Here is a 25,850-nt window from a genome sequence, read left to right as displayed (position 1 = left end):
TAAGACTGCACACTAGCCTTTAATCATCTGGCGGAGCACGAATTGCAGGATACCGCCGTTACGGTAGTAATCAGCCTCACCTGGTGTATCGATACGAACGACTGCATCGAATTCAACCTTATCGCCGGAATCCTTTGTAGCCGTTACATGAACGGTCTTTGGAGTAACTCCGTTGTTCAGCTCTTCGATGCCTTCGATGTCAAAGACCTCAGTGCCATCCAAGCCGAGGCTTGCATGAGACTCGCCTTCAGGGAACTGCAGTGGAATCACGCCCATACCAATGAGGTTAGAGCGGTGAATACGTTCGAAGGACTCGGTGATAACAGCTTTGACTCCGAGGAGGTTAGTACCCTTTGCGGCCCAGTCACGCGATGAACCGGTACCGTACTCTTTTCCGCCTAGGACAACCAGCGGAACGCCAGCGGCCTTGTAGTTTTCGCATGCGTCGAAAATAAAGGCCTGAGGTGCGCCATCTTGTGTGAAGTCTCGCGTATAACCGCCTGCGACGTCTACTAGCTGGTTCTGTAGGCGGATGTTGGCAAAAGTGCCTCGCATCATGACCTCGTGGTTACCGCGGCGAGATCCCAAAGAGTTGTAATCATTGCGCGATACGCCATTGGCGTCCAGATATTGTGCAGCAGGAGTTCCTGGCTTGATGGACGACGCAGGGGAGATGTGGTCGGTGGTTACGGAGTCGCCTAGCTTGGCTAGAACGCGGGCACCCTTGATATCGGTGACCGGGGAGGTCTCCAGAGTCATGCCGTCAAAGTAAGGCGCCTTGCGGATGTAGGTAGAGGACTCGTCCCACTCAAAAGTCTTGCCTTCTGGAGTGGGGAGGTTTTGCCACTGTTCGTCACCCTTGAACACATCGGCGTAGTCAGCTTCATAGAGCTCACGAGAGATAGCAGACTCGATGGTGGACTCGATCTCTTCAGTAGAGGGCCAGATGTCCTTGAGGAAGACATCATTTCCGTCCTGGTCTTTGCCGAGCGCTTGAGTCTCAAAGTCAAAGTCCATTGTTCCCGCGATAGCATAAGCGATGACCATGATCGGGGATGCCAGGTAATTCATCTTGACATCGGGGGAAATACGGCCTTCGAAGTTGCGGTTACCGGACAGGACAGCGGTTGCGGTCAAGTCGTGCTCGTTGATTGCAGTGGAAATCTCTTCTGGAAGTGGGCCAGAGTTGCCGATACACGTGGTGCAACCAAAGCCGGAGAGGTAGAAGCCCAGAGCTTCAAGATCTTTCCAGAGATCAGCGCGGCGGTAGTAGCCGTCGACTACCTGGGAACCAGGCGCACAAATGGTCTTGACCCATGGCTTAGCTTTGAGTCCCTTTTCTGCGGCCTTACGCGCGATCAGACCCGCACCAATCATGACGGATGGGTTAGAGGTGTTAGTGCAGGAGGTAATGGAAGCGATAGCAACCATGCCATGATCGAGTGTGTACTCGCCGCCGTTTGGAGATGTCACCACTACAGGGTTGGACTGACGGCCGGCCGCGCCTGCAGCAGCAGACTCGCCGTTGCCTGAACGGGAAGCGTTGTAGTTAACGTTGGAGTCACCGTCTTCTTGTACTGCGCCCTCGGCGTCCATGCGCTTTGCGGGTAGAGACTCATCAGCAGGCTCTGCCGAACAGTAATCAGGAAGATCTTTACGGAATTGCTCTTTAGCCTCGGTGAGCAGGATGCGGTCCTGTGGACGCTTGGGGCCGGCGATCGAAGGGACAACCGTACCAAGGTCTAGCTCTAGGTACTCGGAATACTGAGCCTCTGGTGCGTCCTGATCAAGCCACATGCCTTGAGCCTTGGCGTATGCCTCCACGAGAGCGATCTGCTCTTCAGGGCGTCCGGTAAGACGAAGGTACTTGACGGTTTCTTCGTCGATCGGGAAGATCGCACAGGTAGAGCCGAATTCTGGTGACATGTTGCCGATGGTTGCGCGGTTAGCAAGCGGAACGGACTTAACACCGTTGCCGTAGAATTCAACGAACTTTTGAACCACACCGTGCTCACGGAGCATTTCGGTGATGGTAAGCACAACGTCGGTTGCGGTCACGCCCGTTGGGATTTCACCAGTAAGCTTAAAACCGACAACGCGAGGGATGAGCATTGAGACTGGCTGGCCAAGCATAGCTGCTTCAGCTTCGATGCCACCGACACCCCAGCCGAGAATGCCGAGGCCGTTTTCCATCGTGGTGTGCGAATCGGTGCCGATACAGGTATCAGGGTAGGCCACGCCTTCATTGTCAAAAACAACGCGTGCGAGGTTTTCAATATTTACCTGGTGGACAATGCCGGTTCCGGGAGGAACCACGCGGAAGTTGGAGAAGGACTTGGAGCCCCAACGTAGGAACTGGTAGCGCTCTGCGTTGCGCTCGTACTCAATTTCTACGTTTTTAGCCAGTGCGTCGTGAGAACCGAAAGCCTCAACGATAACTGAGTGGTCGATAACCATCTCGGCAGGGTTGAGAGGGTTGACATCATCAGGGTCGCCGCCCAGGGTCTTAACTGCTTCCCGCATGGTTGCTAGGTCAACAACACAGGGAACACCGGTGAAGTCCTGCATCAAAACACGCGCGGGGGTGAACTGAATCTCGATGCTTGGCTCAGCGCTGGGATCCCAGTTGGCGATGGCGTTGATGTGGTCGGCGGTGATGTTTGCGCCGTCTTCTGTGCGCAGAAGATTCTCCCCGAGAACCTTCAGGGAGTAAGGCAGATTCTCCATTCCTTCAACTGCATTGAGCGCGAAGTAATCATAAGACTTGTTGCCAACCTCAAGCGTCTGCTTGGCGTTGAAGGAGTTCTTGCTTTCAGTCACGGTGAGCTCCACTTCCAAATAGTGATCAGTTTCTTCTGTTCACAGCTGCTGCGTAGTGCTTTGGGCCGGTATCAGCAGCGGATCATATTGTCGTCGTCACCCGTCTCCTGTGCCTTCGAAACGGTGTATGGATATGACGTCGCCTAACGCACATTCTAACAGTACGGGCGTTCTGTTGGCCAATGTTTCAGACTGTGTGTTGTTATTTTCACCCCCTCGTGGCGGTTATTAAGCTTCATGAGTCCCAAAGTGAATTCACAAGCAGGGGTGAAGATGAACTGAAGATGAAGGTTTAATTTTTCTTTAGAGCTGGGTCCCGTATCCCTGTTATCTGATAGATGCCCTTCGTTCCTAGGTTGTGCGGGGGACCTTGTTATATTTGACACCTAGGGCTCTAGCTAATAATCACGGAAATACTGGAGGGACAATGCTGCCGCAGGGGATTGATGTCAATGTCTATGAAGCTGAACTAAAGGCAAGTGGTGTAGCTTTACAGACTCCCAACGCTGAAGTGCGTGAGAAGCTTATCGACGCCACCCAGGGGCGGGGACTTGCTATTGCCGTGGTTGACCAGACCCCCGAACATCCAGCCGATTTGAGGGACCTGGCGCAGGAGCTTCTTAATCGACTTTCCGTCGATGGTGAAGTCTCAACGGTGGCCGTACGTTCCCCTCACACTGGGGCCATAGTAAGTAAAGGGCATAGTAGGGCGGAGCTGGAGACGGTGCAGCATCAGTTTTTTTCCGAGCCGGATTATGTAGTAGGGGTCACTCAGCTGGCTGCGAATTTGGAGCACGAAACTATTCCGCTACTTCCCATTGGTCTTGTGTCTATGCTGGTTGTTTTTCTGGCGATTGCTGGAACATTCATCTCGCAGCGTCGTTGTGGTTAATTCCGTGAGGTAGATCTCTGCAAACACCCTTATAAATCAAGTCATTCCCCTTGATTTATAAGGGTGTTTATTTATGCCTCGCGGGGGACTTTGTGATGTGTTCATTTTTTCGATCCGGTCTGGGTGGTTTCATATTTTGTCAGGGCTAATGGCTTGACTTTATAGATGATTGAAAATGGATTGAATGCACCCAAATCCCACATTTTTCGTTCGACACGCAACAATGGATCAATTTGTGACGTAAATAACAAAATGAATGTGTGGTTGTAGAGTTTGCAGGTCAAGCGCGTGACTGTGACTGAAGTGGTTTTAGGGTACGGGTTGGGCTAAAGGAAAAGATGAAGACAAAGTGGAAAAAGTGCTTTATGGTTCAATTGTTGACTCGCGAGTCGACTCAAGACACTTGACCTAGCTGAAATCACGCATGTGGGGAAGCACGCGGAGGAAGAGGTTGGTCACGATCTCAACGTTGGTTCGCGAGTCGTTTAAATAGAAAGCTGTTTCCTCCTGGTTTTGTGCTGGGATATAGATGTGTGCGGTTTTTCCGTCGCGTTTTGGAGACTGACAGGAGAACTCGTGACCAATTTCGCTTCACGCCGCGGCTATACCGCCAGAGTTAGTGCGTTAGGGAAAGCTCGCATTATTGTTGCGTCAGGTGTTATCGCCGCATGTATTGGAAGCATCACGCCTGTATATGCCGAGCCGGTAAATCCTTCTGACTCGGAGATCGCCGAAGCTAATGGGGCGGTCGGGCAAGCAGAAGGCAAAGTCTCTGGCCTGGCAGCTTCCTTATCTACTTCTGATAGCCAGATCGCCAGCCTGGAAATGGAAATGGGCGGTTTGCGAGAAGCCGTAAATAAAGCGCTTGTGGACTATCACGATGCCCAGAGCTCTGCTCAGCAGGCGCGCGATGGTGTTTCAGTTGCACGTTCTCGCCTTGATGAGACTCAATCGGAGATCGTTAATGCTCAAAAGGTATTAGATGAGATCTCTCGGAGTGCGTATCGTAAAGGGGCAGCCCCCAGCGGTGTTGCAGGCGTTGCTGGAAAAGCTGCATCTGAGGACGCACTAGACCGGCAAACATATCTACGTACCAATGCGGAGAAGCAGCGGGAGGCTGTCGATAAGCTTGATCGTCTCCGTACTGAACAGGCGAATGAGGAATCACGGTTGCGCGAGGCTAGGAATCTCGCGGAGCAGCGTGAAAAGGCTGCTGAAAGCGCTAAAGCGACAGCGCAACAGGCTATCGACGATTCCAGTGCCAAACTCGAAGACAACCTACGTAAGCGTGCCGAGCTTGTTGCTCACCGAGATGAGGCTCAACGCGAACTTGATGCTGCGCGGGGTAATGTCTCTCATCTGAACAATCAGCGCAACGAGTACAAAGAGTATAGGGAAGCTGAAGCCGCTCGTAAGAAGGCGGAAGAAGAAGCCGCTGCGGCAGAGAAGGCGCGTCAAGAGGCCGAAGCTGCACAGAGGGCTAAAGAAGAGGCTGCTCGTATCGCTGCTGAGGCTGCGGCGAAGGCTGCTAGGGAAGCTGCTGAAGAGAAATCTCGTAAGGAAGCTGAGGCTCGAGCTGCGCAGGCTGCCGAGGAAGCTGCAGCGGCGAGAAGAGAAGCAGAACAGCGGGCTGTGGCTCAGGAGCGTGCACAGCAGACTCGTCGGGATGCAAACACGGCATCCGCGACGGCAGCTGAGGCGCTTATCCAAGCTGCCATGCCGGACCATGCTTCGCTTAATAACTCTCAGACCGGCAACGGGCTCAATACGGTACAGTCTCCGCAGGCAGTGGATGCCGCTAACGGCGATTCCGTACTGCAGGACCTGGATGTTGTGCAGCCAGAGACTTTAGACACGCTCACTAAAAAAGCAACGGCAGCGGCTGGGAATGCTAGTCGTTCTGCAAAAATTGAGACTGTCATCTCTCGAGCTCAAGCTTATATCGGAACTGAGTATGCCTGGGGTGGTGGCAATGCAAGTGGCCCCACATTGGGTATTCGCGATGGTGGAGTAGCTGACTCCTATGGTGACTACAATAAAGTCGGTTTTGACTGCTCAGGTCTCACGCTTTACGCTTTCGCAGGTGTCGGCATCGCGCTCCCTCACTATTCTGGTTACCAATATCAGAAGGGGACAAAGATCAGTCCTTCAGAGATGGAGCGAGGTGACCTGATCTTCTATGGTCCTAATGCGGAAAACCACGTTGCCATTTACCTGGGTGATGGAACAATGTTGGAAGCCCCACAGTCGGGTTCTACAGTACGGATCTCACCCGTGCGATGGTCTGGTATGAGCCCATATGCAGTGCGCCTGATCTAAGTAGGTGTACAGCAGTTTTAAACGCCCCAGAAGTGGAATTGAGGAATCAATCTCTACCTCTGGGGTTGGTTTATGTTCCAGGAACGCGACAGTTCCTCTTTCTTAATTTCTCCTGTGATCTAGAACGGTGTTAGGCTTTGCGCATGGCCGACTTTGATAGCGTGTACCGATCAAAAGCTCTTCATTCATTACCTGCATGGAATTTAAGGGATGTTGATGCTGTGCTGGTCCTATCTTTTGGGGGACCAGAAGGGCCTGAACAGGTGCTACCTTTCTTGGAAAATGTCACACGTGGCCGCGGTATACCACGTGAAAGGCTGGAGGAAGTTGCTGTTCACTATCATCCTTTTGATGGAGTAAGCCCTCTTAATCGGCTTAATCGTGAGATTGTGGCCAACATTGAATCTGAGTTGAAGGAGCAGAATTTAGCTATCCCGGTTTACTTTGGTAATAGAAATTGGCATCCCTATGCCAATGATGTTGCTGAGGAAATATCGAGGGCAGGTCATCGCAAGATTGTAGTGTTTGCGACTTCCGCGTGGGGCGGCTATTCAGGCTGCCGCCAGTATGGGGAAGACCTGATTAAGTTAAACCAGCATCTCGACGCCAGGGGACTTCCTCAGTTGGAGTTTTTAAAGGTCCGCCAGTTTTTTGATCACCCCGATTTTATTAATGAAGAAGTCGAAGTTGTACAGCAGGCCTTTGAGCACTTTGGAGTAAACGCTGAAGAAGGAGAAAAACAGGGGATAAGGCTTGTTTTTACTGCCCATTCCATCCCGCTGATAGCTGATGAAACTTCAGGCACGATTACTGATGGAAATCTTTATTCTCGTCAGGTTGCTGAAGCCTCGCGCCTTGTTGCTGATCGACTCGGAGTTCAAGAATATGATGTGGTGTGGCAGTCGGCTTCGGGAAACGGAAAAATTCCTTGGCTTGACCCGGATATTGTAGATCACATTATCGACCTTCATTCCCAAGGCATACGCAAAGTAGTTGTCTCTGCTATCGGTTTCATCTCAGATCATATGGAAGTGGTCTGGGATTTAGATAACGAGCTACAAGTCGAGGCGGAGAAGCTCGGGGTCAAGATCGTCAGGGCGCAAACCGTTGGACACACCAGCGCATTTGCATCGATGGTTGTCCAGCTTGTTCAGGAGACTCTCAACCCGGCTTCTGCTCAACATCTTGGGACGGTTCCGTCGAGAGGCTGTTCTTTTAATGGAGCGGCCTGCGCACCCCAGTGCTGTCAACCTGCTCAACGACCCCATTCATGAATCGCATAACTAACAGCTGTCATCCGAGCTTCTCGTATGTGCTTGCCCAAGCTTAATAGTTGTTGATCAAAAGAATGATCACCTAAAACACTGGTCACGGTCTCTACAATCGCCGTTACTCGGTCTGCCCGCGCAATGAGTTTTGCAGCTCTCGGCGCGATAGCATTGGGAAGCCCGGGGGTTTCATAAAAATCGTTGAGTAGTCCAACGGTGAGTCGTGGGTCGGCTAACTCAGAATTACGCATACCGCTCGATTGAATCAGTTCGGCGGCAGTCCTGGTTGCCTGGGTCAACAAACGATCAGCATCTCCTGGAGTTAAATATGAAGACGCAGGAAGGGGATCGGAGGTCGTAAAAGATTCCCACGTAGTAAACCCATTGGTTTCTTTCCAACGTGGAACCAAGATATGAGTGTGAGTTGATAAATTCCCTGGGACAACGATTGCGCCTCCAGCACGTTGGGCCCAAGCTGTCGCTTCATGATGCGCAGGCAGACCAACAGGCGTCCCAGGGCCGTCGAGAGCGATTCTGAGTATGGGGTCTCCAGAGGATGCATGTAGTAGTGGTCTGGTGATTGTTCTCAGAGTTTGGGCTAATTCAAAGAACCCAATGTCTCCGTCTCCTAGGCGATGTGGTCCTTCAAGGTCGTTAAGGGCCTGTTCGGTGTCATCATAGGACTCATGACCATAGAGCCATGCAGCGATCCATAACGCTGTATTTTGCAGCGGTGAATAGACATGTGTGCGGATGTTCATAACTGAAGCGAGTTTAGCGAATACTCTAGGTCTATGAGCTTTGCTGACCCTTATTCCGGGAATATTCTTAACGGGCATTCTCGCCAGAAACGACCGTCTTTTCCTCAGATACCGGCGGAGCCGGGTCTCGTCGTAGAAGTAATGGCTGATGGTTTTGTAGGTGCTGTCGTTAATTTTGAGCGCACTTATGACGGCGACTTCATCCGGCTTGAAGACAGGCACGGGAGAGAACGCATTTTCAAAATGCGCGAAGGTGCATTCATGATCGATGGACAAAGAGTTTCATTGACTCGTTATGTACCTAAAGCGTCACAACAAAGGTCTAATTCGGGGTCGAGACGCGTACACAATGTAGAAGCCAAGGTAGCTGCACCTTCAAGGATCTGGGTGGAAGGTATTCACGACGCAGCAATTGTGGAGAAAATCTGGGGGCATGATCTCCGCGTGGAAGGAGTAGTTGTTGAATACCTTGAAGGGCTAGATAATCTTCCCGAGCGTTTGGATGAATTTCAGCCGCAACACGGACGCCGAGTTGGCGTTTTAGCGGATCACTTGGTCACAGGTTCTAAAGAAATGCGCCTGACCTCGTCTGTTGGTCCTCATGTACTGGTTACGGGGCACCCTTTTATAGATATTTGGGCTGCAGTGAAGCCTGAACGGCTCGGGCTACGTGCCTGGCCAGAAGTACCTTACGGGGAAGACTGGAAAACTGGAGTTTGTCGGCGCGTGGGGTGGAGTGATCCTAAAGAGGGGTGGAATCGCGTTTATAACGCAGTGAGTTCTTTTCGGGATGTGGATTCTTCACTCATCGGTGCAGTTGAAAGGCTTGTTGACTTTGTGACCACCCCAGAGTTAAGCAAAGAAGATCTTGTGTAGTCCTTAAAATTTTCAACCGATTGCACAGTGTTTTTCAGTATGATGGTGGCGTGGCAGCTTTGATTTGGTTAATCGCAGGTATCTCACTCATTGGCTTAGAGTTGCTTGCCGGTGAGTTGACCTTTCTCATGCTCGGGCTTGGGGCTTTAGCTGCAGCCGCAGTTGGCCTTGCAGACGCACCCCTTTGGGTGGAAGCGACTACCTTTGCCACTACATCTATCGCCTTTCTTTTTATCCTTAAACCAGCTCTTAAAAAGAGGCTTTACAAGCCTGCTGCGTTGGATACATCCGCGCGCGCCCTCATCGGATCCGCAGCTGAGGTTCTCGAACCGATAACGGGAGAGGGCGGACAGATTCGATTCGACGGATCTATATGGTCTGCGCGGAGTCTTGACCCGGGGCATCATTTTGAGCCGGGGCAATCGGTCACAGTAATAGAAATTGACGGTGCGACAGCAGTCGTCTGGAAGGAATCATAGGTGTCTTTTATTTTTTTAGCGGTGGTGGTGGTCTTTGTGGCTCTAGTCATCGCAAAATCAATCGTCATTATTCCTCAAGGTGAGGCAGCTGTTATCGAGCGGCTTGGGCGTTATACAAAGACGGTTTCTGGTGGCGTGAGCCTTCTTGTTCCCTTCATTGATCGCGTTCGGGCAAAAGTGGATACAAGGGAGAGAGTTGTTTCTTTTCCACCTCAGGCAGTGATCACGCAAGATAACCTGACAGTTGCCATTGATACGGTAGTGACATTCCAAATCAATGATGCTGCTCGTGCTATCTATGGAGTGGACAATTACATTGTCGGTGTTGAGCAAATCTCAGTAGCTACGCTTCGCGACGTAGTAGGCGGTATGACCCTGGAAGAGACTTTAACGTCACGCGAGGTTATTAACCGTAGGCTGCGCGGTGAATTAGACGCTGCTACGACCAAATGGGGTCTGCGTATTAGCCGAGTCGAGCTCAAAGCGATTGATCCGCCACCATCGATCCAGCAGTCGATGGAAATGCAGATGAAAGCTGACCGAGAAAAGCGCGCCATGATTTTGACTGCAGAGGGGCGCCGTGAGTCAGATATTCGTACTGCGGAAGGCGAGAAGCAAGCTAAAATTCTTGCTGCAGAGGGTGAAAAGCACGCGGCGATTTTGGCGGCTGAAGCCGAGCGCGAAGCTACTATTTTGCGAGCTGAAGGAGACAGGGCAGCAAGGTATTTGGAAGCTCAAGGTGAAGCACGAGCAATCCAAAAAGTTAACGCTGCAATTAAATCAGCTCAGGTGACTCCTGAGGTCTTGGCCTACCAGTACCTGGAAAAGCTCCCTAAGCTTGCTGAGGGCAAAGCATCGACTATGTGGATGATCCCGAGTCAGTTCGGTGATTCCCTTGAACAGTTTGCTAAAGCTTTAGCCAAGAAAGATGATGACGGAGTTTTCCGTTATGAAAGTAGCGAGGTAGATCAACGCAGCCTTGACGTGGCAGAGGAAGATGATCATGAGGATTGGTTTAAGGCCTCATCCAATCCGGAAATCGAGGCCGCAGTAGCAGCTGCAAAAGCGGTGGCAAACAAACCTGTGGATGAACCTACGAGCGTTACGGGTTCTTCCTCAAAAGAAAAAGCTAGCGCACAGCCTGCGATTGAGCAGAAAACGCTAAATCAGACTGATGATTTAATGTTAGGAAACCCAGAAGCTTTCGCATAGGCGCAATGAAATTAAGCCGTTATCTTCAACATCAGAAGGTAACGGCTTTTCTTTGATTCCGAGGTTTCTTTATGCGTTTTCGCGATTTGCTCGTTTAAGGATCTGGATGGCTAGTCGGTATCCGGAGAGTTCTGCTTGCCAGCCAGCAGCCTGCAATCGCTGGCTCATTGCCTGCTTGGATATACCAAGTTCTGCTGCGGCTTCGTTTTGGTTAAATCCCGAACGCATGAGACTTGTCGCTTCTCTGCCTTCGGGGGTCCGGCGTGAGAGAACATAGTTGAGCAAAGAAAAGGCTGATTGAATAGAATCTGCCCAGTTTTTATCGTGCTTGACCTTTGCTTTGATGGTGCCACCGCGGGCGCTATTACCTAACGCCGTAGCAGCGAGAACAAGAGCATCGTCTCGGGTCGCGGTAGGCGAATCAAGCACGCCTATTCCTATTGCCCAGTCGCCCCCGGCGATGAGTGCCATGACTGTGTCACAGGCGGCCTCGGCTGTTGTGATAACTGACGCTATGTCTTCTACGCCAACAACCGTAAACTCATCCACTCCTTTTAGCGTGCTTAACGCTCGTGCGGACTGTTGAACGAACTGAGCGCGTCGACGCTCTCGTCCACGGTATCGCGCATGGATAGCGAACAAGATACTTCCTTATACACTAAAAATAAATGAAGGTTAAGAGGAAGATGACCTTCCCCTGTAAAACTATATGGATACGAGCATAGTCTATCTACCGGCGCGTTTTAACTGGCATGCGGGCATCGATAAGTAACCCCAGAATGCCTAACAATGCAAGAGAAGCTGAGAATAGAAGAATTTTTGCATCTGCACCACGCAGGATGGAGTCTCCGAGAATAACGACAACGATAGTGCCTGGTGCAGAACCTACGAGTGTCGCTAGAGCGAAACCAAGAGGGGGAACGGCGGTTAGAGCAGCCACATAATTCATGATGGAAAAGGGAACGCCGGCGATCATACGCAATGAAGCGACAGCGAGCCATCCCCGCTGACGCAGACGTTGGTTAATTCCAGAGACTGCTGGATGAGTGAGCCTTGGTGCCATCCATTCGCCTAATAGTTTGCGGATGATAAGCAGAGAGATGACTGCAGAGATTGTTGTACATGTAAGTGCAATGATGATCCCTTTGATGGCGCCAAAGAGAACCCCCGCGGACAAAGTAAGGAGAGTACGTGGAATCGGAAACTGAGTGATTCCGATATAGAGAAAAGCGAACAAAATCACAAAGGCGCTACCTGCATCATTGGCCCAGGCCCTTAGTGTTTCCACACTGGGAACATCCATGAGAATCGTAATAAGAATAAAAGCCACACCTAGTGCAAAAACACCTATTTTTTTAGCCATGCTCCATGACCTAATAGTGTTTAATCCATCACGAAAAATGCCCCAAGCAAAGTTAAAAAAACTGTTCACGAGGGTTTACCTTAATGCCCGATTCCACCCATTCGGGAAAAAGCCCACAGAAAAGAATTGATGCAGACTACACTTAGAGCTTGTTGTGAGGCATTAGGTGCTTTAAATGATCTGGTGCCCAGCGCCACGACATATCAACTCAAGACACAAACGGAGCGTGGAATCTTATCCTTGCACAAGGGTAAGACTCGAGTTCCACAAATGTGAGGGGAGTGGGTCCCACTCGTGACTGACACACGATTCGCCCAAACCGAAGAATTTGAAGCCCAACAGCAGGCTTGGTACAAGGCTGTTGCCAAGGTTTTTGCCCGAGTACGTAAGCAAGACGTTGCCGATATTCCGCTTGATATCTGGAAAAAGCTGATTCGTACAACCTATGACGGAATTAACGTTAACCCGCTGTATAACCGCGTTGATGAGCTCGCTGAAGTCACTCTTCCTGGAGTCTTCCCGTTCACTCGCGGCGCACGCGGCGCAGGCGCTGAGGAAGGCGTTGGCTGGGGAGTGACCGAGTCTTTCGGTCCCTCCGCTTCGAATGAGCAACTTTTATCTGCGCTCGATAACGGTACGACTGACATCGTTATTTACGGCGCTGAGGGCGTCGAAAAGCTGTTGAAGGGAGTGCTCTTTCAGTACGCTCCGGTTCGACTTAACTCAGGCGAGGCCACTGCCAGTGCGGCAGAGGAACTTTATAAGCTTATCGACGCCCAAGATGCTGATCCCAAGCTGATCGAGCTGGGAGCTTCTCCGCTTTCTTCTTGGGTCGATGGATCTGCCTCGGTTGACCTACCCACTGCGGTGTCTTTGGCCGTCGGCGCAACAGAACGCAAGAATACTCGTGCCATCCTGATTGATGCCGTTTCTTTCGCTAACCAGAGTGCTACGGATGCACAAGAAATCGGTTTGGCCCTTGCCGCTGGCGCTCAGTATCTCAGGGAGCTTACCGCAGCAGGCCTGAATGTTGCTGACGCACTTGATCAGTTGTCCTTCCGATATGCGGTCACCGATGACCAGTTTGCGCAGATCTCTAAGCTGCGCGCTGCACGTACCCTGTGGGCACGAGTTGCGGAAATCGTCGGCGCGGCAGAACACGGTAGCGCACCGCTCCACGCCTTGACTGCTCCAGTTATGTTTTCTCAGCGTGATCCATGGGTCAATATGCTGCGTTCAACGGTCGCTGCTTTTGCCGGCGGCGTTGGCGGTGCTCATGATGTTGAGGTGCTGTGTTTTGACTGGGCAATCCCCGGCGGGCTTCCCAAGATTTCTCGCTCGTTTGCGCACCGTATCGCGCGTAACACCAACCTGCTTCTTCTAGAAGAGTCCCACCTAGGCCATGTTATCGATCCTGCTGGCGGTAGCTACTACGTGGAAAAACTCACCTCGGAAATCGCCGAGAAAGCATGGAAAGTTTTCACTGAGATTGAAGCTCAAGGTGGTTTCACCGCAGCTTTCGAATCTGGCGTGCTCACGTCCATGTTGGATGAGTCCCACGAGGCAATCCGAAACGATATCGCTCATCGTGTTAAGAAGATCACTGCGATTAACGAGTTCCCCAATCTTGCAGAAGCGCCTCTTCCCGCAGAGCTGCGTGTGGAACCGACCCACGTTCGTCGCTGGGGCGCACAGTTTGAGGCGTTGCGCAACCGCTCAGATGCGTTCATGGAAGTCCATGGGAAGCGTCCAGCAGCGGCACTTATTCCACTAGGCCCGCTGGCTAAGCACAACATCCGCACAGGGTTTATCACCAACCTATTGGGTACTGGCGGCATTGAGGCGCTCAACCCCGGTCAGGTCACTCCGGGAACCCCCAAGTTTGAGCAGGCAGCACACGCGGCTTCTATTGCCGTGATCTGCGGAACAGACGCAGAATACGATGCCTCTGGTGCAGAAGCTTTTGCTGCATTGCGTGAAGCAGGCGTTGAGACCATTTTGCTGGCTGGCTCACCAGGGCATGATTTTGAGCCGGATGATTACTTGAACCTCAAGATCGACGCAGGCGCTACGTTGACTAGCCTGCTCGACAAGTTGGGAGCATAAGCACAATGACCACCATCCCAAATTTCGCTGAGTACTCTGCAGCAGCTGAGACAAAAGCTGCGGATAACGCTGATTCCTTGCGTGAACAAGTATGGACAACCCCAGAGGGCATTGACGTCCCGCGGGTATTTAATCGCGATGATCGTGATGATTCGGTTCCGGCTGACCAGCTGGATTCTTTCCCCGGCATGGTTCCTTTTATGCGTGGACCCTATCCCACCATGTACACCAACCAGCCATGGACAATCCGTCAGTACGCGGGCTTTTCCACAGCTGCGGAATCCAATGCCTTTTATCGCCGTAACCTTGCCGCTGGCCAGAAAGGCCTGTCGGTTGCTTTTGACCTAGCTACTCACCGTGGCTACGACTCAGATAATGAGCGCGTTGTCGGTGATGTCGGTATGGCAGGCGTGGCTATTGACTCGATTCTGGATATGCGAGAACTATTTGCCGGTATCGACCTCGGCAGAGTTTCGGTGTCCATGACCATGAACGGCGCAGTTCTTCCAGTCCTGGCTTTCTATATCGTGACTGCAGAGGAACAAGGGGTTGCTCCTGAACAACTGGCTGGAACTATTCAGAACGATATTCTGAAAGAGTTCATGGTTCGTAACACCTATATTTATCCTCCGAAGCCGTCCATGCGCATCATCTCAAATATTTTCGAGTACACCTCGATGAAGATGCCACGGTTTAACTCGATCTCGATTTCCGGCTATCACATTCAAGAAGCAGGTGCTACGGCAGATCTCGAGCTTGCTTACACGCTTGCAGATGGAATCGAATACATTCGTGCGGGTAAAGAGGTCGGACTAGACGTAGACAAGTTTGCTCCCCGTCTATCCTTCTTCTGGGGTATCTCCATGAATACGTTTATGGAGATCGCAAAACTACGCGCGGGACGCCTTTTGTGGAGCGAACTGGTTGCCAAATTCGACCCGAAGAACCCTAAGTCGCAGTCTCTGCGTACCCACTCGCAGACCTCAGGCTGGTCCCTGACTGCGCAGGACGTGTACAACAATGTGGCCCGTACGGCGGTTGAAGCCATGGGTGCTACGCAGGGGCATACTCAATCGTTGCACACCAACGCCCTTGACGAGGCCCTTGCACTTCCGACCGATTTCTCTGCACGCATCGCGCGTAATACCCAGCTCCTTTTGCAGCAGGAATCTGGTACCACAGCTCCAGTTGACCCATGGGCCGGTTCCTATTACATCGAATGGTTGACCGAACAACTCGCTGAGCGAGCACGTGCTCACATCGAGGAAGTCGAGGCTGCAGGTGGTATGGCACAGGCAACCATCGAGGGAATTCCGAAGCTTCGTATTGAGGAATCAGCCGCTCGTACCCAGGCACGAATTGACTCCGGGCGTCAAGCGCTCATCGGAGTGAACAAGTATGTTGTTGAGGAAGACGAGCAGATTGAAGTCCTCAAGGTTGACAACACGAAAGTGCGCGCTGAGCAGATTGAGAAGCTAGCTAAGTTACGGGCAGAGCGTGATGAGGCCGAAGTTAAACGTACTCTTGACGCTTTGACAGAAGCTGCCCGTATGGAGACCAAGGAGCCAGGAGATCTGGATCATAACCTCCTTAAGCTCGCGGTCGACTGTGCTCGCGCAAAATGCTCAATTGGCGAGATCTCGGACGCACTTGAAGACGTTTTTGGCCGTCATGAGGCAGAAATCCGTACGCTATCTGGCGTGTATAAGGAAGAAGTCGGAAAGGAAGGTGCCGTGGGTAACGTCGATAAGGCTATCGCTATGGCAGACGCCTTTGAAGCGGAAGAAGGCCGCCGCCCGCGTATCTTCATAGCCAAGATGGGTCAGGATGGACACGATCGTGGGCAGAAAGTTGTTGCTTCTGCTTATGCTGACCTCGGCATGGACGTTGACGTCGGACCGCTCTTCCAGACTCCTGCAGAAGCGGCACGAGCTGCCGTAGATGCCGACGTGCATGTCGTGGGAGTGTCGTCTCTAGCTGCAGGACACCTCACCTTGGTGCCTGCGTTGAAGGAAGAACTAGCAAAACTCGGTCGTGAAGACATCATGATTGTTGTTGGTGGTGTGATCCCGCCAGGTGACTTCCAAGAGCTTTACGACGACGGTGCTGTGGCAATTTATCCACCAGGTACCGTTATCGCAGAAGCCGCGATCGACATGCTGACTAAGCTGGCAGCAAATCTTGGCATCGAGCTTCAGGTCGATGAAGCTTAGTTAAATCATGCCAACCTCGTCACCGGTCGCTCTTGTGCGCGACCGGTGACGTTGTTTTCGACGGGAAGGATGAGCCATGACCATGGACAATGAATACCTTGAGCATCACTTAGGTTCCCTTATGACTACTTCGGGAACAGACCTAGGGGAAGCAACAGCGGTTCCTCCAGAGATCGTGAAACGTGCCCGCCGCCGTATCGACGTGGATGAGCTCTTTGAGGGCGTTCGTCGGTGTGACCGCACCCTTATGTCACGCGCAATTACGCTGCTGGAGTCGACTGCTGCAGCACACCGCGTACTGGCGCAGGAACTGCTGGTTAGGCTGTTGCCCTTTAGCGGAAAAGCATTGCGGGTGGGAATCACTGGTGTTCCGGGAGTCGGAAAGTCGACGTTCATTGAAGCTCTCGGGATGAAGCTGATCACTGAGGGACATAAAGTCGCGGTGTTAGCTATTGATCCTTCCTCAACCAAAACCCGAGGCTCTATTCTTGGCGATAAAACTCGCATGGCCAAGCTAGCGCGGGAAGAGAACGCATTTATCCGTCCATCGCCGTCAGCGGGAACACTAGGAGGTGTGGCCAAAGCTACCCGGGAATCTATGGTGGTCTTTGAGGCCGCTGGCTATGACGTCATTCTCGTGGAGACCGTGGGCGTGGGGCAGTCAGAGGTAGCTGTTTCTCAGATGGTGGATTGTTTTACCTTTTTAGCGCTTGCTGGTGCTGGGGATCAGCTCCAGGGAATTAAAAAAGGCGTCTTGGAAATGGCCGATCTCGTCGCAATCAATAAAGCTGATGGCCCCAATCTGAAAAATGCCAAGCGGGCTGCCAGGGAACTGGGCGCCGCGATGCGGATGGTTCGCCAAGAAAGCGACTTGTGGCACCCTCCAACTATGACGATGTCTGCAGTGGAACACGAAGGGGTAGAAGAATTCTGGGATCACGTCCAGAAGCACCATAAGGTGATGCTAGACTCAGGCACTTTCGAACACACCCGCAGAGAGCAGCAGGTCCAATGGATGTGGTCGATGGTGCACGAGACGCTGCTGCAGCGATTGAACGCAGATCCTGAGGTTAGTTCTGTTCGCAAGCTCGTAGAGATGCAATTACGGCAAGCTCAGATAACGCCAACTCTCGGCGCAGAAAAGATTCTTCGGGCTTTTGATCGTAGAGATGAGCGCTGACACGACCTTCTACCAGGGATGAGGCCTATAGTCTTTGAGGAAGCAGCCATAAAGATCAACCCCATTTTCGCCTTGGACGATGGGGTCGTAGACCCTGGCAGCACCGTCGACTAGGTCAAGCGGTGCTCGGAAGCCTTCGTTAGCTAGACGTGTCTTTGTTGTGTGCGGGCGCTCGTCAGTAATCCACCCGGTATCTACGGCGGTTACTAGGACACCGTGCTCGAACATTTCGGTGGCCGTGGTTCGCGTCAACATGTTGAGAGCCGCTTTAGCCATGTTTGTGTGAGGATGACCTGGACCTTTGTATCCTCGGCCAAAAACTCCCTCCATGGCAGAAACGTTGACCACGTATTTTCGACGCGCAGACGATGCCTCTAAAGCGGGGCGGAGCCTGTTCAAGAGGATGAAAGGCGCGGTGGCATTGCATAGCTGAACTTCCAGCATTTCCACGGGATCTATATCACCGACTTTGGCCACCCAAGAGTTATGGTTCACTAGGTCGGGGATAAGACCTCCTGCGTCTACACCGCGGGAGTCATTGCCTGCACGCATCGCCAATGCCGCTATGTTCTGAGCATCGTTAGCGTCTAGGATTCCGGGGCTGTCCGTGAGGCTGCGATGGTTTTTCTTGCGTTTCAAGGACTCTGGATGGATATTCGTTGGAACACCCAGCTCAAGCAGTGCCACATCATTCTGCAGCCCGCTAAGCGGTTGTGCTTCTGCGGATACCAACCCCGAATATGCTCCGGGCGATCTCCGAACGGTTTGGGCAGCGTTATTGATAAGGATGTCTAGCGGGGATTCTCCTACCATGGCGGCAAGCTCTTCGACGCGTGCCGGGTTACGCAAATCAATCCCGACGACGCGCAAGCGCTCAAGCCACTCGGAGGAGTCTGGTATTGCGGTAAACCTGCGGACAGCGTCCTTAGGAAAACGGGTAGTGATGGTCAGATGGGCGCCGTCGCGAAGCAATTTAAGCGCTATATACATGCCGATCTTTGCGCGTCCACCGGTCAGGAGGGCTCGTCTACCTGTGAGATCTACGCGCTGTTCGCGGCGCTGCCGATTATCACTAGCGCAGTCCGGGCAGAGCTGATGATGGAATGAATCAACCAAAGTATAAGGCTGTTTACAGATATAGCAGTTATGCGATTTGTTGAGTCTTCCAGCAAATCCATGGGGTGTGGCGACCGCACCGACTTCAAGCGGAATAGGCTTTTGGCCTTTCGGAGCAATAAGAAGGCCTGCTGTTTCATCGTCAATCCGGCGAGGGTTGGCTGTTGCAGTCGCAGCAAGTACCTGAGCGTCGGCAAGCCTTCTTTGCTGCTTTGCGACGCTCCTGCGATTCTTTTTTACCGTCTTAAAAAGCTTACTCACAGCGTGATGCAGTGTGACAGCCTGAGGGTGGTCTTGGGGCAACTCGCCGGCTTCTTTTAAAACGCGTAGTGCAATATCCAACTCATCTGGATCGATGTCGGTCATTTGCTCTACTTTATCGTCGCTAGGAAGAACGGCCTATAATCACGCCTCCTGAAACCATAAAAGGCCAAGAAATACCGTTTTTTGTCAGCACAGATAGCGGATCGCACTGCGGGGAGAATAATACGTCGCGCTGAGTATAAGACATCAGGTATTCGTCAAAGGGAGGCAGCTGGATATGGAGTTGCAGAGCGGCAGTGATATCGCTGTCTGAGACATCGTTTTGCCAGCTCCCCATAAACACGTCGGGGGATACTTCTAGCAGAGCGCCGGAGTCGACTGCTTTCCTAGCTTCACGACGCACAACGGTTTTAGGCAACGTAGACCACCACGCACAATCGGCTATATGAGCTGGACCGCGAGTGGAAAAATAGTTGGTTACTAACGTACCAATGCTTGCGTCCTGGTTCACGTTGCAGCCGGCCGCCTCGGCGCGGATAAAAGTATCATGGTTACCTGTTTTGGCACCTTGGATGAGGTCGCCGGTACGGCCTAAACGACGCATGACGTTGGACAACAGGGCAGAATCAATCCCGAGGTGATCTCGTAGCTGCTGGCGGCTATGAGGAGTAGCACACAGCTGTACGGTGCGTTCGAGGATCTCTGAATATTCTTGTTCTGTTATCCCAAAACGCTGAGCGGAAGCCTCAATAGTTCCCAAACCGCGCTTGCCTATAGCGGCTACAATCCATGCATTATCTTTGTGGAGGAAGTGGAGCGTGCCGCGTTGTGACCAAGTACGGATAACCTCATAGTTTTTCAGGCAATCATCTAAATGGCTTTGTATCGTGCCGGTATAAAGTTCATGCACCCCCGTGCGTAAAGCAAGGCCCTGTAATCCTCCGGCATAGTTTTGCCCCTGGGTAGCCATCATATGGAGGGCTGCGTCCTGTAGCGACGCAGGCTGGGGATGTGCGTCGCTTGGACTGAGATACTGGGCAATCATTCGCCGTGCGCGGATTTCCTCATCATGCATAACGAGAAAGCTTACCTGCTAAAATCCAGGGCCGATATTGTACGCAGCTTATGCTGATGAGCCTAGGCAAAGCCTTTTCCCATGCCATTTGTCGATGAGCCATTGGTCGTGGCTGACTATCACTAAAGTTCCGGCCCATTCAGAAATTGCGGCTTCAAAGGCTTCGATCGTGTTGAGGTCGAGGTAGTTAGTCGGCTCGTCGATGAGGAGTATAGCCGGCTGTTTAGCGACTGCAACAGCTATCTGAGCGCGCCGTTGATTGCCCGCAGACAGCGCTGGCACGGGGATGTTCCACATAGAGGGATGAATAATTCCGGTTCCCATCTGGCCGATACCTTCGTTCCACACGGTTTCTGTGAAACCAGGATCGCCCTGCTGGGGGAGACGCTGCGGGATCAGTACTAGCCGATCATCTCGTGTAATCGTGCCGTTTGCATCGCTATGAGTCGTAGCCGGTGGGGCACCAGCAGCAAGCCAATTCACCAACGTGGATTTTCCTGCTCCATTGGGACCCGTGATAAGCAGATGTTCTCCGTACATGAGATCAAAGGTGACTTCTTGCAGGCGGTGAAGCAGCATTGCATTTCTCGCAGATACAGCCACTCCAGTCTGTGCCGGTGCGTCGGCAAAGTCTAGACGCAAGTCATAGGTGCGTAGCTTGCGAACTTCCCGGTTCTTTAGATCGTCGAGACGCCTATCATCATTGCGAACCCGACGCGCTGCGGTGGAAGCTGCGCGATCCGAGTAGAATTTCTGAGCTATGCCTGTCGCAGTTCTCATATGAGAACCACCCTGAGCGATGTTCTGGCTGGAGGCTCGGTGCGCTTGAATTGAGCGCTTTTCTCCCTGTTGACTGCTGTGTAACTGTTTATGTGCCTCACGTGCCTGGGTTTTGGCAACAAGATAATCAGAGTAATTGCCCTGACACCTGTATGCACCAGGAATTGTGCCTAGCCCTGAGGCTGTTGCCAGAGCTTGCCAGGAAGCTATATCTAAGTCGTAGATGACCGTGGCCACTTTATTGATAAAGGCACGGTCATGGCTCGCTAATATCACTGGGCCGGACCACTCCATAAGCATCCGTACTAAAAAGTTGCTGCCATCCTTATCAAGGTGATTTGTTGGCTCATCAAGCACCAAAATATCTGGGCGCGACACTAACAAGGCAGTTAGCTCAAGGCGCACGCGCTGTCCTGGTGACAATGAGTGAATGTCTCGTGACCGTCCAGCGCCGGCTAACTGTGGAAGCCCCAGGCCGGCAAGGGTTTCATCGATACGTGCATCGATTGACCACACATCTGCAGAGCTCATTTGTGTGAGCAAAGAGTCATATTCGCTTGCTAGCGTGGGATCATTGGGGGAGTCGGCTAGAGCAGCGGTTATCTTGTCAAAACGCGAGGAAAGAGCGTAGAGGTCAGATAATGTATGGTTGAAGAAATCTTCGACGGTGGTGTGCCGCCTAGTGACTTTAAAATTAAATGCATGTGACCGCCTGGCGTCGTTTGCCGGGTGCATAATGATTTTCCCGTTATCTGGAGTGATTTCTCCAGTGATAAGTTGCAGGAGGGTAGTTTTCCCGCAGCCATTAGGTCCTACGAGACAGGCACGCTCGCCAGCGCCGATATGCAAAGAAACATGGTTAAGAAGGGGACGCGAAGTATACGCAAAAGTAACGTCGGTGAGTTCGACAGAAGCCATAGTTGATCTCCAAGAGCAGGGCAACGGTGTAAACGTCTCAGCTCAGCTGAGTAGAGATCAGATCAACATCGAAACGATAACCTCACACATTCGTTTTATTCGACTTAGAGTGGATGGCACTAGCTTAGGCCACAATATACCTGTGGTGCTACCATCCGGGCCGTGTCCGGCGAGATGAGTAACAAGGTGAAATAGTAAAGCAAAACGGAGGTAACAATCCCTTTCGAGTTTGTTACCTCCGTTAAAGCACATTAACTATTTGTGCCCGAGGGGGGACTTGAACCCCCACGTCCGTTAGTAGGACACTAGCACCTCAAGCTAGCGCGTCTGCCATTCCGCCACCCGGGCCGGGTAGTGTTTCCAGCCGCTTGGCTGTTGACTCGCTTAACTATATGAGTGAGTCAACAGATAGGCAAATCGGCAGGTCATAATAGGTAAAAGGCATGTGCGCGTATGTGCTTGAAGCATTTCACTTCAGTGCGTCCGTTATGCCATGCATCTTTCGCCCCTTGATTGCTTTTCGGGGACTGCATCAGAGCTGAATTTTTACATGGACAAAAGTGCTCGTAACTTTCCCGCGATTTAGATCACAACACAACGAGATTAAAAATCCGTACAGTCGAACACATAAAACCATTGCATTGGCAATATATGCATTGGTGCTGTCGCTTGCGTAAGGGCCTGTGAGCGATGCGATCAGCTTTTTATCTGCGAAAGGTTGGGTCTATGAAAAAGCTTGTTAATGATCCTCGAAAGGTTGTCCAAGAAACCATCGATGGATTTGCTGCCGCTCACAAAGACATAGTTTCGGCACACAGCGATCCCTTATACATCACGCGTGCGCAGCTAAAACAAGAGGGGAAAGTAGCTCTTATATCTGGTGGCGGCTCCGGCCATGAGCCACTGCATGCCGGTTTTGTCGGAGAAGGAATGCTCGATGCTGCGATACCGGGACCGGTCTTTACTTCTCCAACGCCAGATCCCATCGTGGAAGCCACAAAGGCAGTTCACCGTGGGGCGGGTGTGGTGTACATCGTTAAAAATTACACAGGCGACGTTTTGAATTTTGATACGGCCGCAGAACTTGCAGAGTTCGACGATATAGAGGTTGTTCAGGTAATCGTGGACGACGATGTAGCCGTTGAGGATTCTCTTTATACTGCAGGCCGTCGTGGGGTGGCCGGTACTATGTTGGTGGAAAAGCTTGCTGGAGCAGCAGCTGAACGTGGGGATTCGCTGGAAGAAGTCGCTGCTGTGGCTAAAAAAGCAGTAGAAAATGTTGCTTCCATGGGGGTTGCGCTATCGGCTTGCACGGTACCTCACGTAGGAAAACCATCGTTTGATCTTGAGGAAAACGAGATTGAAATCGGGGTTGGCATTCATGGGGAACCGGGGCGACGAAAAGTTCCGATGAGCAATGCTGATGCAATCACTGATCAGCTTATAGATCCCATCATCCACGATCTTCAGCTCTGTCATGGAGAACGTGTCATTGCCCTAGTCAACGGCATGGGAGGGACTCCTTCATCAGAACTTTATGTTGTCTACAGGCGGGTCCAAGAACGCCTGGATGAGGCTGGGATCGTTGTGGAGCGTGCGCTTGTTGGCAACTACGTGACAAGCCTTGACATGCAAGGAGCATCGGTCACCTTGATGAGGGTTGATGAGGAAGCATTAAAGCTTTTCGACGCTCCCGTCAATACTGTTGCTTACCGTAAAGGAATATAACCATGCATTTTCTTACTGTTGATTGGGCTAGCGATTGGATTAACCGATGCGCCATCTCTGCAAAAGAACACCGCGACGAGTTGATAGAGCTTGATCGTGCTATTGGCGATGCGGATCATGGAGAAAATGTCGATCGCGGGTTTAGCGCTGTCCTGGAAAAACTAGATGGTCAAGATGTGACTACGCCTTCTGAGGTGCTCAAAATCACCGCTGCTACGTTGATCTCCACCGTCGGCGGAGCTTCAGGGCCATTGCTGGGAACCGCTTTTCTGAGAGCCTCGAAAGCGATTAAAGGAAAAGAGAAGCTAGATGCTGAAGCCGTAGCAGGCCTTATCGAGGGCGCTTTGGAAGGCGTCACAGCTCGCGGTAAAGCCGCCGTAGGGGAAAAGACCATGGTTGACGCATGGAGCCCCGCTGCCAGCGCCGCAAGAGACGCAGTGAATGGTGGAGCCACAGCTACTGAGGTGCTTATTCGTGCAGCTGAATCTGCTGAACAAGGAGCTGAATCGACTATCCCCATGATCGCTACCAAGGGCCGGGCTTCCTACCTGGGAGAACGCTCTGCAGGGCACAAAGACCCCGGCGCGACATCTTCCGCATTATTCCTCAGGGCCGCGGCAGATGCTGCAAAGGAGTCGGTAGCTTCATGAGCACACAAAAAGTGGGGCTTGTCCTTGTCTCCCATTCGGCCTCCTTAGCTGCAGGGCTGTGTGAACTTGCCCAGCAAATGGCTGCTGACGTAGCCATTGTTCCGGCAGGTGGGCGCGACGATGGTGGAATAGGTACTTCCTATGACCTGGTGGAAAGATCAGTCGATGGACTTTTACATAAGGGACTTGAGGTCCTTATTCTCACTGACTTGGGTTCGGCAACGATGACGGTAGAGACCCTACTGGACTTTTACGATGATCAGCCCGTGGCTTTTGTTAACGTCCCCTTTGTAGAAGGCACAGTTGCCGCTGCGACTGCGGCGCAACAGGGTGATTCTTTGGATGAAGTCATCAAGGCTGCCTCCTCTGCGGTTTCCTTGTTTGCATCAGAGCCCGTTGCTTCTGTTAAAGAGCCGATACCATCGGGAGAATATGGACGTCAGGTTACCGTCGTTGATGCAGCCGGTTTGCATGCTCGTCCTGCTTCTATCATCTCTGAGATCGCGTCAGAAGCTGAAGGGAATATACACGTGAACGGGGCAGATGCTGCATCATCTTTGCTGCTTATGTCTCTTGGTATCCGCCAGGGTGAAACTGTTACGGTTTCGGGTGCGCCCGCGGATCGCGCGTTTATCGATGCTATTGCAGAAGCTATAGAGCGGGGATTGGATTAAAACATTCACGCTTATCGACGCCGCTGGGGTCAGCTCAGGTGTGCGAGGGTTCTCTAAACTATAAATAGAGACAGCTTTCATGGCCGTGAGACAAATGTTCAGGTAAAAATGACCACATGAGTACCTATGTAGATTCCCGTTTCCCTGGCCCTGACCCCTATGCTCCTTTGAAAGATCTTCCGTCTTTTCCTCTGAGTTCCACGTCCTTTGGAGAAGGGGAAAAGATCCCGGAGATTCATTTGGCGGAAGAAGGGCTGTCGCCACAGTTCTCATGGTCAGATTTGCCTGAAGGTACAAAATCTCTGGCTATTACGTGTTTTGATCCTGATGCCCCAACCGCTTCAGGTTTTTGGCACTGGGCTGTCTTTAATATTCCAGTTACTGTTAGCGAGCTTGCTCAGGGTGCAGGAGACGAAGTCCTTGGGAGTATTGAAAACGTAATAACGCTCAAGGGTGACTCAGGTATTCGTGGCTATTATGGGCCAAACCCTCCCGCAGGTCACGGCCCACATCGTTATCTTTTTGCGGTGCATGCAGTAGACGTAGAGACCCTTGATGTTTCAGCCGATGCAACGCCGACTGTTCTGGGCTTTAACCTGTATTTCCATTCAATTGCTCGAGCGGTGTACTGGGGCTGGTACGAAAATGTCTAAGGCCTCAGCACATCAGCCCACAAATCCTAGTATTCCGATAGGACTACGGGTTGGAGGTGCTTTCGTAGCCATTGCGTTTGTCTTATTTATCTTCACGTTCGTTCAAGTAGCGACCGTAGGGTGGATGGAACCTGTGGCAGTAACCGCCCGTTTTCTTTTAATCGTTATCGCTGCAGGAGTATTTGGCGGATTTGCCACGATCCGGAAGGACCAGGCTGCATCGCGGCTACAAGTAGGGGCGCTTATCGTGGCGTTGGTGCTTGTGGTAGTCGGTCGTTTTTTAAGCCCCGAACCGATAGTCGTGTGGGAGCAGTATTGGTTACCTATTTATGGGTCCTTAGCACTTGTGTGTGGACTTATAGTTAGGCAATCTGCCATAAAGCAGTAAGCTTTCGTCTCTTAGCCCTGTTATAGATACAAACTCCATCAATCTGGGGGAGGAAAAGTGAAAGATTAGTTTCTTTTTCTCTTCCTCCATGGCAAAACACTGCGTCAGTATTAAT

Annotated in this window: 21 protein-coding genes and 1 tRNA gene; 14 read left to right on the top strand and 8 right to left on the bottom strand. The window is 51.8% G+C overall.

All coding sequences use genetic code 11. The annotated features are described in order from the left end of the window. Positions 1 to 12: 12 nt before the first annotated feature. Complete coding sequence (can, locus tag CULFRC11_RS05750; RefSeq protein ID WP_031270296.1) at positions 13 to 2,820, bottom strand: aconitate hydratase; 2,808 nt, start codon at positions 2,818 to 2,820, stop codon at positions 13 to 15. A gap of 379 nt (positions 2,821 to 3,199) precedes the next feature. On the opposite strand from can, the gene CULFRC11_RS05745 reads away from it, so the two are divergent. The 3 genes from CULFRC11_RS05745 to CULFRC11_RS05735 all read left to right on the top strand — a co-directional run bounded on the left by CULFRC11_RS05745 (position 3,200) and on the right by CULFRC11_RS05735 (position 7,305). Continuing rightward, positions 3,200 to 3,712, top strand: coding sequence for an Rv1476 family membrane protein (locus CULFRC11_RS05745; protein ID WP_230478273.1), 513 nt, complete (start codon positions 3,200 to 3,202; stop codon positions 3,710 to 3,712). Positions 3,713 to 4,288: 576 nt separating this feature from the next. After that, positions 4,289 to 6,031: a DIP1281 family NlpC/P60 protein gene (locus CULFRC11_RS05740; RefSeq protein WP_023635718.1), complete on the top strand. Its 1,743-nt coding sequence runs from the start codon at positions 4,289 to 4,291 to the stop codon at positions 6,029 to 6,031. A 143-nt stretch (positions 6,032 to 6,174) separates the two neighbouring features. Beyond that, on the top strand, positions 6,175 to 7,305 hold the full coding sequence (locus tag CULFRC11_RS05735; protein WP_038620568.1) for a ferrochelatase: 1,131 nt from the start codon (positions 6,175 to 6,177) through the stop codon (positions 7,303 to 7,305). Here the strand turns inward: CULFRC11_RS05735 and CULFRC11_RS05730 are convergent. Further along, positions 7,287 to 8,060, bottom strand: a complete 774-nt coding sequence (locus CULFRC11_RS05730; RefSeq protein ID WP_023635716.1) for an Rv1486c family protein — start codon at positions 8,058 to 8,060, stop codon at positions 7,287 to 7,289. The genes CULFRC11_RS05735 and CULFRC11_RS05730 overlap by 19 nt on opposite strands. 33 nt (positions 8,061 to 8,093) lie before the next feature. Here CULFRC11_RS05730 and CULFRC11_RS05725 point away from each other — a divergent pair, with 33 nt between their 5' ends. The 3 genes from CULFRC11_RS05725 to CULFRC11_RS05715 are packed head-to-tail and all read left to right on the top strand — an operon-like array spanning position 8,094 to position 10,627. Next, positions 8,094 to 8,936 (top strand): DUF3097 domain-containing protein, encoded by an 843-nt coding sequence (locus CULFRC11_RS05725; protein WP_023635715.1) that lies wholly within the window; start codon positions 8,094 to 8,096, stop codon positions 8,934 to 8,936. 50 nt (positions 8,937 to 8,986) lie between these two features. Further along, positions 8,987 to 9,415 carry an NfeD family protein gene (locus CULFRC11_RS05720; RefSeq protein WP_031270292.1) on the top strand — a complete coding sequence of 143 codons (429 nt, stop codon included), beginning with the start codon at positions 8,987 to 8,989 and terminating at the stop codon, positions 9,413 to 9,415. Further along, positions 9,416 to 10,627: an SPFH domain-containing protein gene (locus CULFRC11_RS05715; RefSeq protein ID WP_013911505.1), complete on the top strand. Its 1,212-nt coding sequence runs from the start codon at positions 9,416 to 9,418 to the stop codon at positions 10,625 to 10,627. A gap of 69 nt (positions 10,628 to 10,696) precedes the next feature. Here the strand turns inward: CULFRC11_RS05715 and CULFRC11_RS05710 are convergent, their stop codons facing one another. Together CULFRC11_RS05710 and CULFRC11_RS05705 are read right to left on the bottom strand one after the other, a co-directional pair. Then, the gene (locus CULFRC11_RS05710) at positions 10,697 to 11,269 is read right to left on the bottom strand and encodes a hypothetical protein (protein WP_013911504.1); all 573 of its coding nucleotides are present in this window, start codon (positions 11,267 to 11,269) and stop codon (positions 10,697 to 10,699) included. An 88-nt stretch (positions 11,270 to 11,357) separates the two neighbouring features. Continuing rightward, on the bottom strand, positions 11,358 to 12,059 hold the full coding sequence (locus CULFRC11_RS05705) for a TVP38/TMEM64 family protein (RefSeq protein WP_023635713.1): 702 nt from the start codon (positions 12,057 to 12,059) through the stop codon (positions 11,358 to 11,360). A 225-nt stretch (positions 12,060 to 12,284) separates the two neighbouring features. On the opposite strand from CULFRC11_RS05705, the gene CULFRC11_RS05700 reads away from it, so the two are divergent. From CULFRC11_RS05700 to meaB, 3 genes are all read left to right on the top strand, one after another. Then, complete coding sequence (locus CULFRC11_RS05700; protein WP_038620564.1) at positions 12,285 to 14,096, top strand: methylmalonyl-CoA mutase family protein; 1,812 nt, start codon at positions 12,285 to 12,287, stop codon at positions 14,094 to 14,096. 5 nt (positions 14,097 to 14,101) lie between these two features. Beyond that, positions 14,102 to 16,309 carry a methylmalonyl-CoA mutase gene (scpA, locus tag CULFRC11_RS05695; protein ID WP_023635711.1) on the top strand — a complete coding sequence of 736 codons (2,208 nt, stop codon included), beginning with the start codon at positions 14,102 to 14,104 and terminating at the stop codon, positions 16,307 to 16,309. Between the two features lie 76 nt (positions 16,310 to 16,385). Beyond that, positions 16,386 to 17,489 (top strand): methylmalonyl Co-A mutase-associated GTPase MeaB, encoded by a 1,104-nt coding sequence (gene meaB / locus CULFRC11_RS05690; RefSeq protein ID WP_023635710.1) that lies wholly within the window; start codon positions 16,386 to 16,388, stop codon positions 17,487 to 17,489. Between the two features lie 9 nt (positions 17,490 to 17,498). On the opposite strand, the gene CULFRC11_RS05685 is transcribed toward meaB, so the two are convergent. The 4 genes from CULFRC11_RS05685 to CULFRC11_RS05670 form a co-directional block, all read right to left on the bottom strand. After that, positions 17,499 to 18,971: an SDR family NAD(P)-dependent oxidoreductase gene (locus CULFRC11_RS05685; RefSeq protein ID WP_023635709.1), complete on the bottom strand. Its 1,473-nt coding sequence runs from the start codon at positions 18,969 to 18,971 to the stop codon at positions 17,499 to 17,501. Positions 18,972 to 18,990: 19 nt separating this feature from the next. Beyond that, a complete protein-coding gene (locus CULFRC11_RS05680) occupies positions 18,991 to 19,944 on the bottom strand; it encodes a DNA glycosylase AlkZ-like family protein (protein WP_023635708.1) in 954 nt (317 codons plus the stop codon). Between the two features lie 48 nt (positions 19,945 to 19,992). Then, positions 19,993 to 21,642, bottom strand: a complete 1,650-nt coding sequence (locus tag CULFRC11_RS05675) for an ABC-F family ATP-binding cassette domain-containing protein (RefSeq protein WP_038620561.1) — start codon at positions 21,640 to 21,642, stop codon at positions 19,993 to 19,995. Between the two features lie 262 nt (positions 21,643 to 21,904). Then, positions 21,905 to 21,990 (bottom strand) — tRNA-Leu (locus tag CULFRC11_RS05670). A 378-nt stretch (positions 21,991 to 22,368) separates the two neighbouring features. On the opposite strand from CULFRC11_RS05670, the gene dhaK reads away from it, so the two are divergent. From dhaK to CULFRC11_RS05645, 5 genes are all read left to right on the top strand, one after another. After that, positions 22,369 to 23,370 (top strand): dihydroxyacetone kinase subunit DhaK, encoded by a 1,002-nt coding sequence (dhaK, locus tag CULFRC11_RS05665; RefSeq protein ID WP_038620558.1) that lies wholly within the window; start codon positions 22,369 to 22,371, stop codon positions 23,368 to 23,370. 2 nt (positions 23,371 to 23,372) lie between these two features. Further along, complete coding sequence (gene dhaL / locus CULFRC11_RS05660; protein WP_013911495.1) at positions 23,373 to 24,020, top strand: dihydroxyacetone kinase subunit DhaL; 648 nt, start codon at positions 23,373 to 23,375, stop codon at positions 24,018 to 24,020. Next, positions 24,017 to 24,694 carry a dihydroxyacetone kinase phosphoryl donor subunit DhaM gene (dhaM, locus tag CULFRC11_RS05655; RefSeq protein WP_023635705.1) on the top strand — a complete coding sequence of 226 codons (678 nt, stop codon included), beginning with the start codon at positions 24,017 to 24,019 and terminating at the stop codon, positions 24,692 to 24,694. Before dhaL ends, dhaM begins: the two co-directional genes overlap by 4 nt. Positions 24,695 to 24,810: 116 nt before the next feature. Continuing rightward, entirely contained in the window at positions 24,811 to 25,347 is a 537-nt protein-coding gene (locus CULFRC11_RS05650) for a YbhB/YbcL family Raf kinase inhibitor-like protein (protein WP_013911493.1), read from the top strand. After that, positions 25,340 to 25,735, top strand: a complete 396-nt coding sequence (locus CULFRC11_RS05645) for a hypothetical protein (RefSeq protein WP_013911492.1) — start codon at positions 25,340 to 25,342, stop codon at positions 25,733 to 25,735. The genes CULFRC11_RS05650 and CULFRC11_RS05645 overlap by 8 nt, the downstream gene beginning before the upstream one ends. Positions 25,736 to 25,850: the final 115 nt, after the last annotated feature.

The sequence above is a fragment of the Corynebacterium ulcerans genome, from assembly GCF_000767685.1.
Classification (GTDB): Bacteria; Actinomycetota; Actinomycetes; order Mycobacteriales; family Mycobacteriaceae; genus Corynebacterium; species Corynebacterium ulcerans.
Note: the sequence above shows the minus strand (reverse complement) of the source record. Positions and strands in the feature narration are given on the sequence as shown.

Coding starts and splice junctions, on each gene's coding strand:
- CULFRC11_RS05735 (WP_038620568.1), top strand. CDS start 6,175: ATGGCCGACTTTGATAGCGTGTACCGATCAAAAGCTCTTCATTCATTA.
- CULFRC11_RS05730 (WP_023635716.1), bottom strand. CDS start 8,060: ATGAACATCCGCACACATGTCTATTCACCGCTGCAAAATACAGCGTTA.
- CULFRC11_RS05725 (WP_023635715.1), top strand. CDS start 8,094: ATGAGCTTTGCTGACCCTTATTCCGGGAATATTCTTAACGGGCATTCT.
- scpA (WP_023635711.1), top strand. CDS start 14,102: ATGACCACCATCCCAAATTTCGCTGAGTACTCTGCAGCAGCTGAGACA.
- meaB (WP_023635710.1), top strand. CDS start 16,386: ATGACCATGGACAATGAATACCTTGAGCATCACTTAGGTTCCCTTATG.
- CULFRC11_RS05685 (WP_023635709.1), bottom strand. CDS start 18,971: ATGACCGACATCGATCCAGATGAGTTGGATATTGCACTACGCGTTTTA.
- CULFRC11_RS05680 (WP_023635708.1), bottom strand. CDS start 19,944: ATGCATGATGAGGAAATCCGCGCACGGCGAATGATTGCCCAGTATCTC.
- CULFRC11_RS05675 (WP_038620561.1), bottom strand. CDS start 21,642: ATGGCTTCTGTCGAACTCACCGACGTTACTTTTGCGTATACTTCGCGT.
- dhaK (WP_038620558.1), top strand. CDS start 22,369: ATGAAAAAGCTTGTTAATGATCCTCGAAAGGTTGTCCAAGAAACCATC.
- dhaL (WP_013911495.1), top strand. CDS start 23,373: ATGCATTTTCTTACTGTTGATTGGGCTAGCGATTGGATTAACCGATGC.
- dhaM (WP_023635705.1), top strand. CDS start 24,017: ATGAGCACACAAAAAGTGGGGCTTGTCCTTGTCTCCCATTCGGCCTCC.
- CULFRC11_RS05650 (WP_013911493.1), top strand. CDS start 24,811: ATGAGTACCTATGTAGATTCCCGTTTCCCTGGCCCTGACCCCTATGCT.
- CULFRC11_RS05645 (WP_013911492.1), top strand. CDS start 25,340: ATGTCTAAGGCCTCAGCACATCAGCCCACAAATCCTAGTATTCCGATA.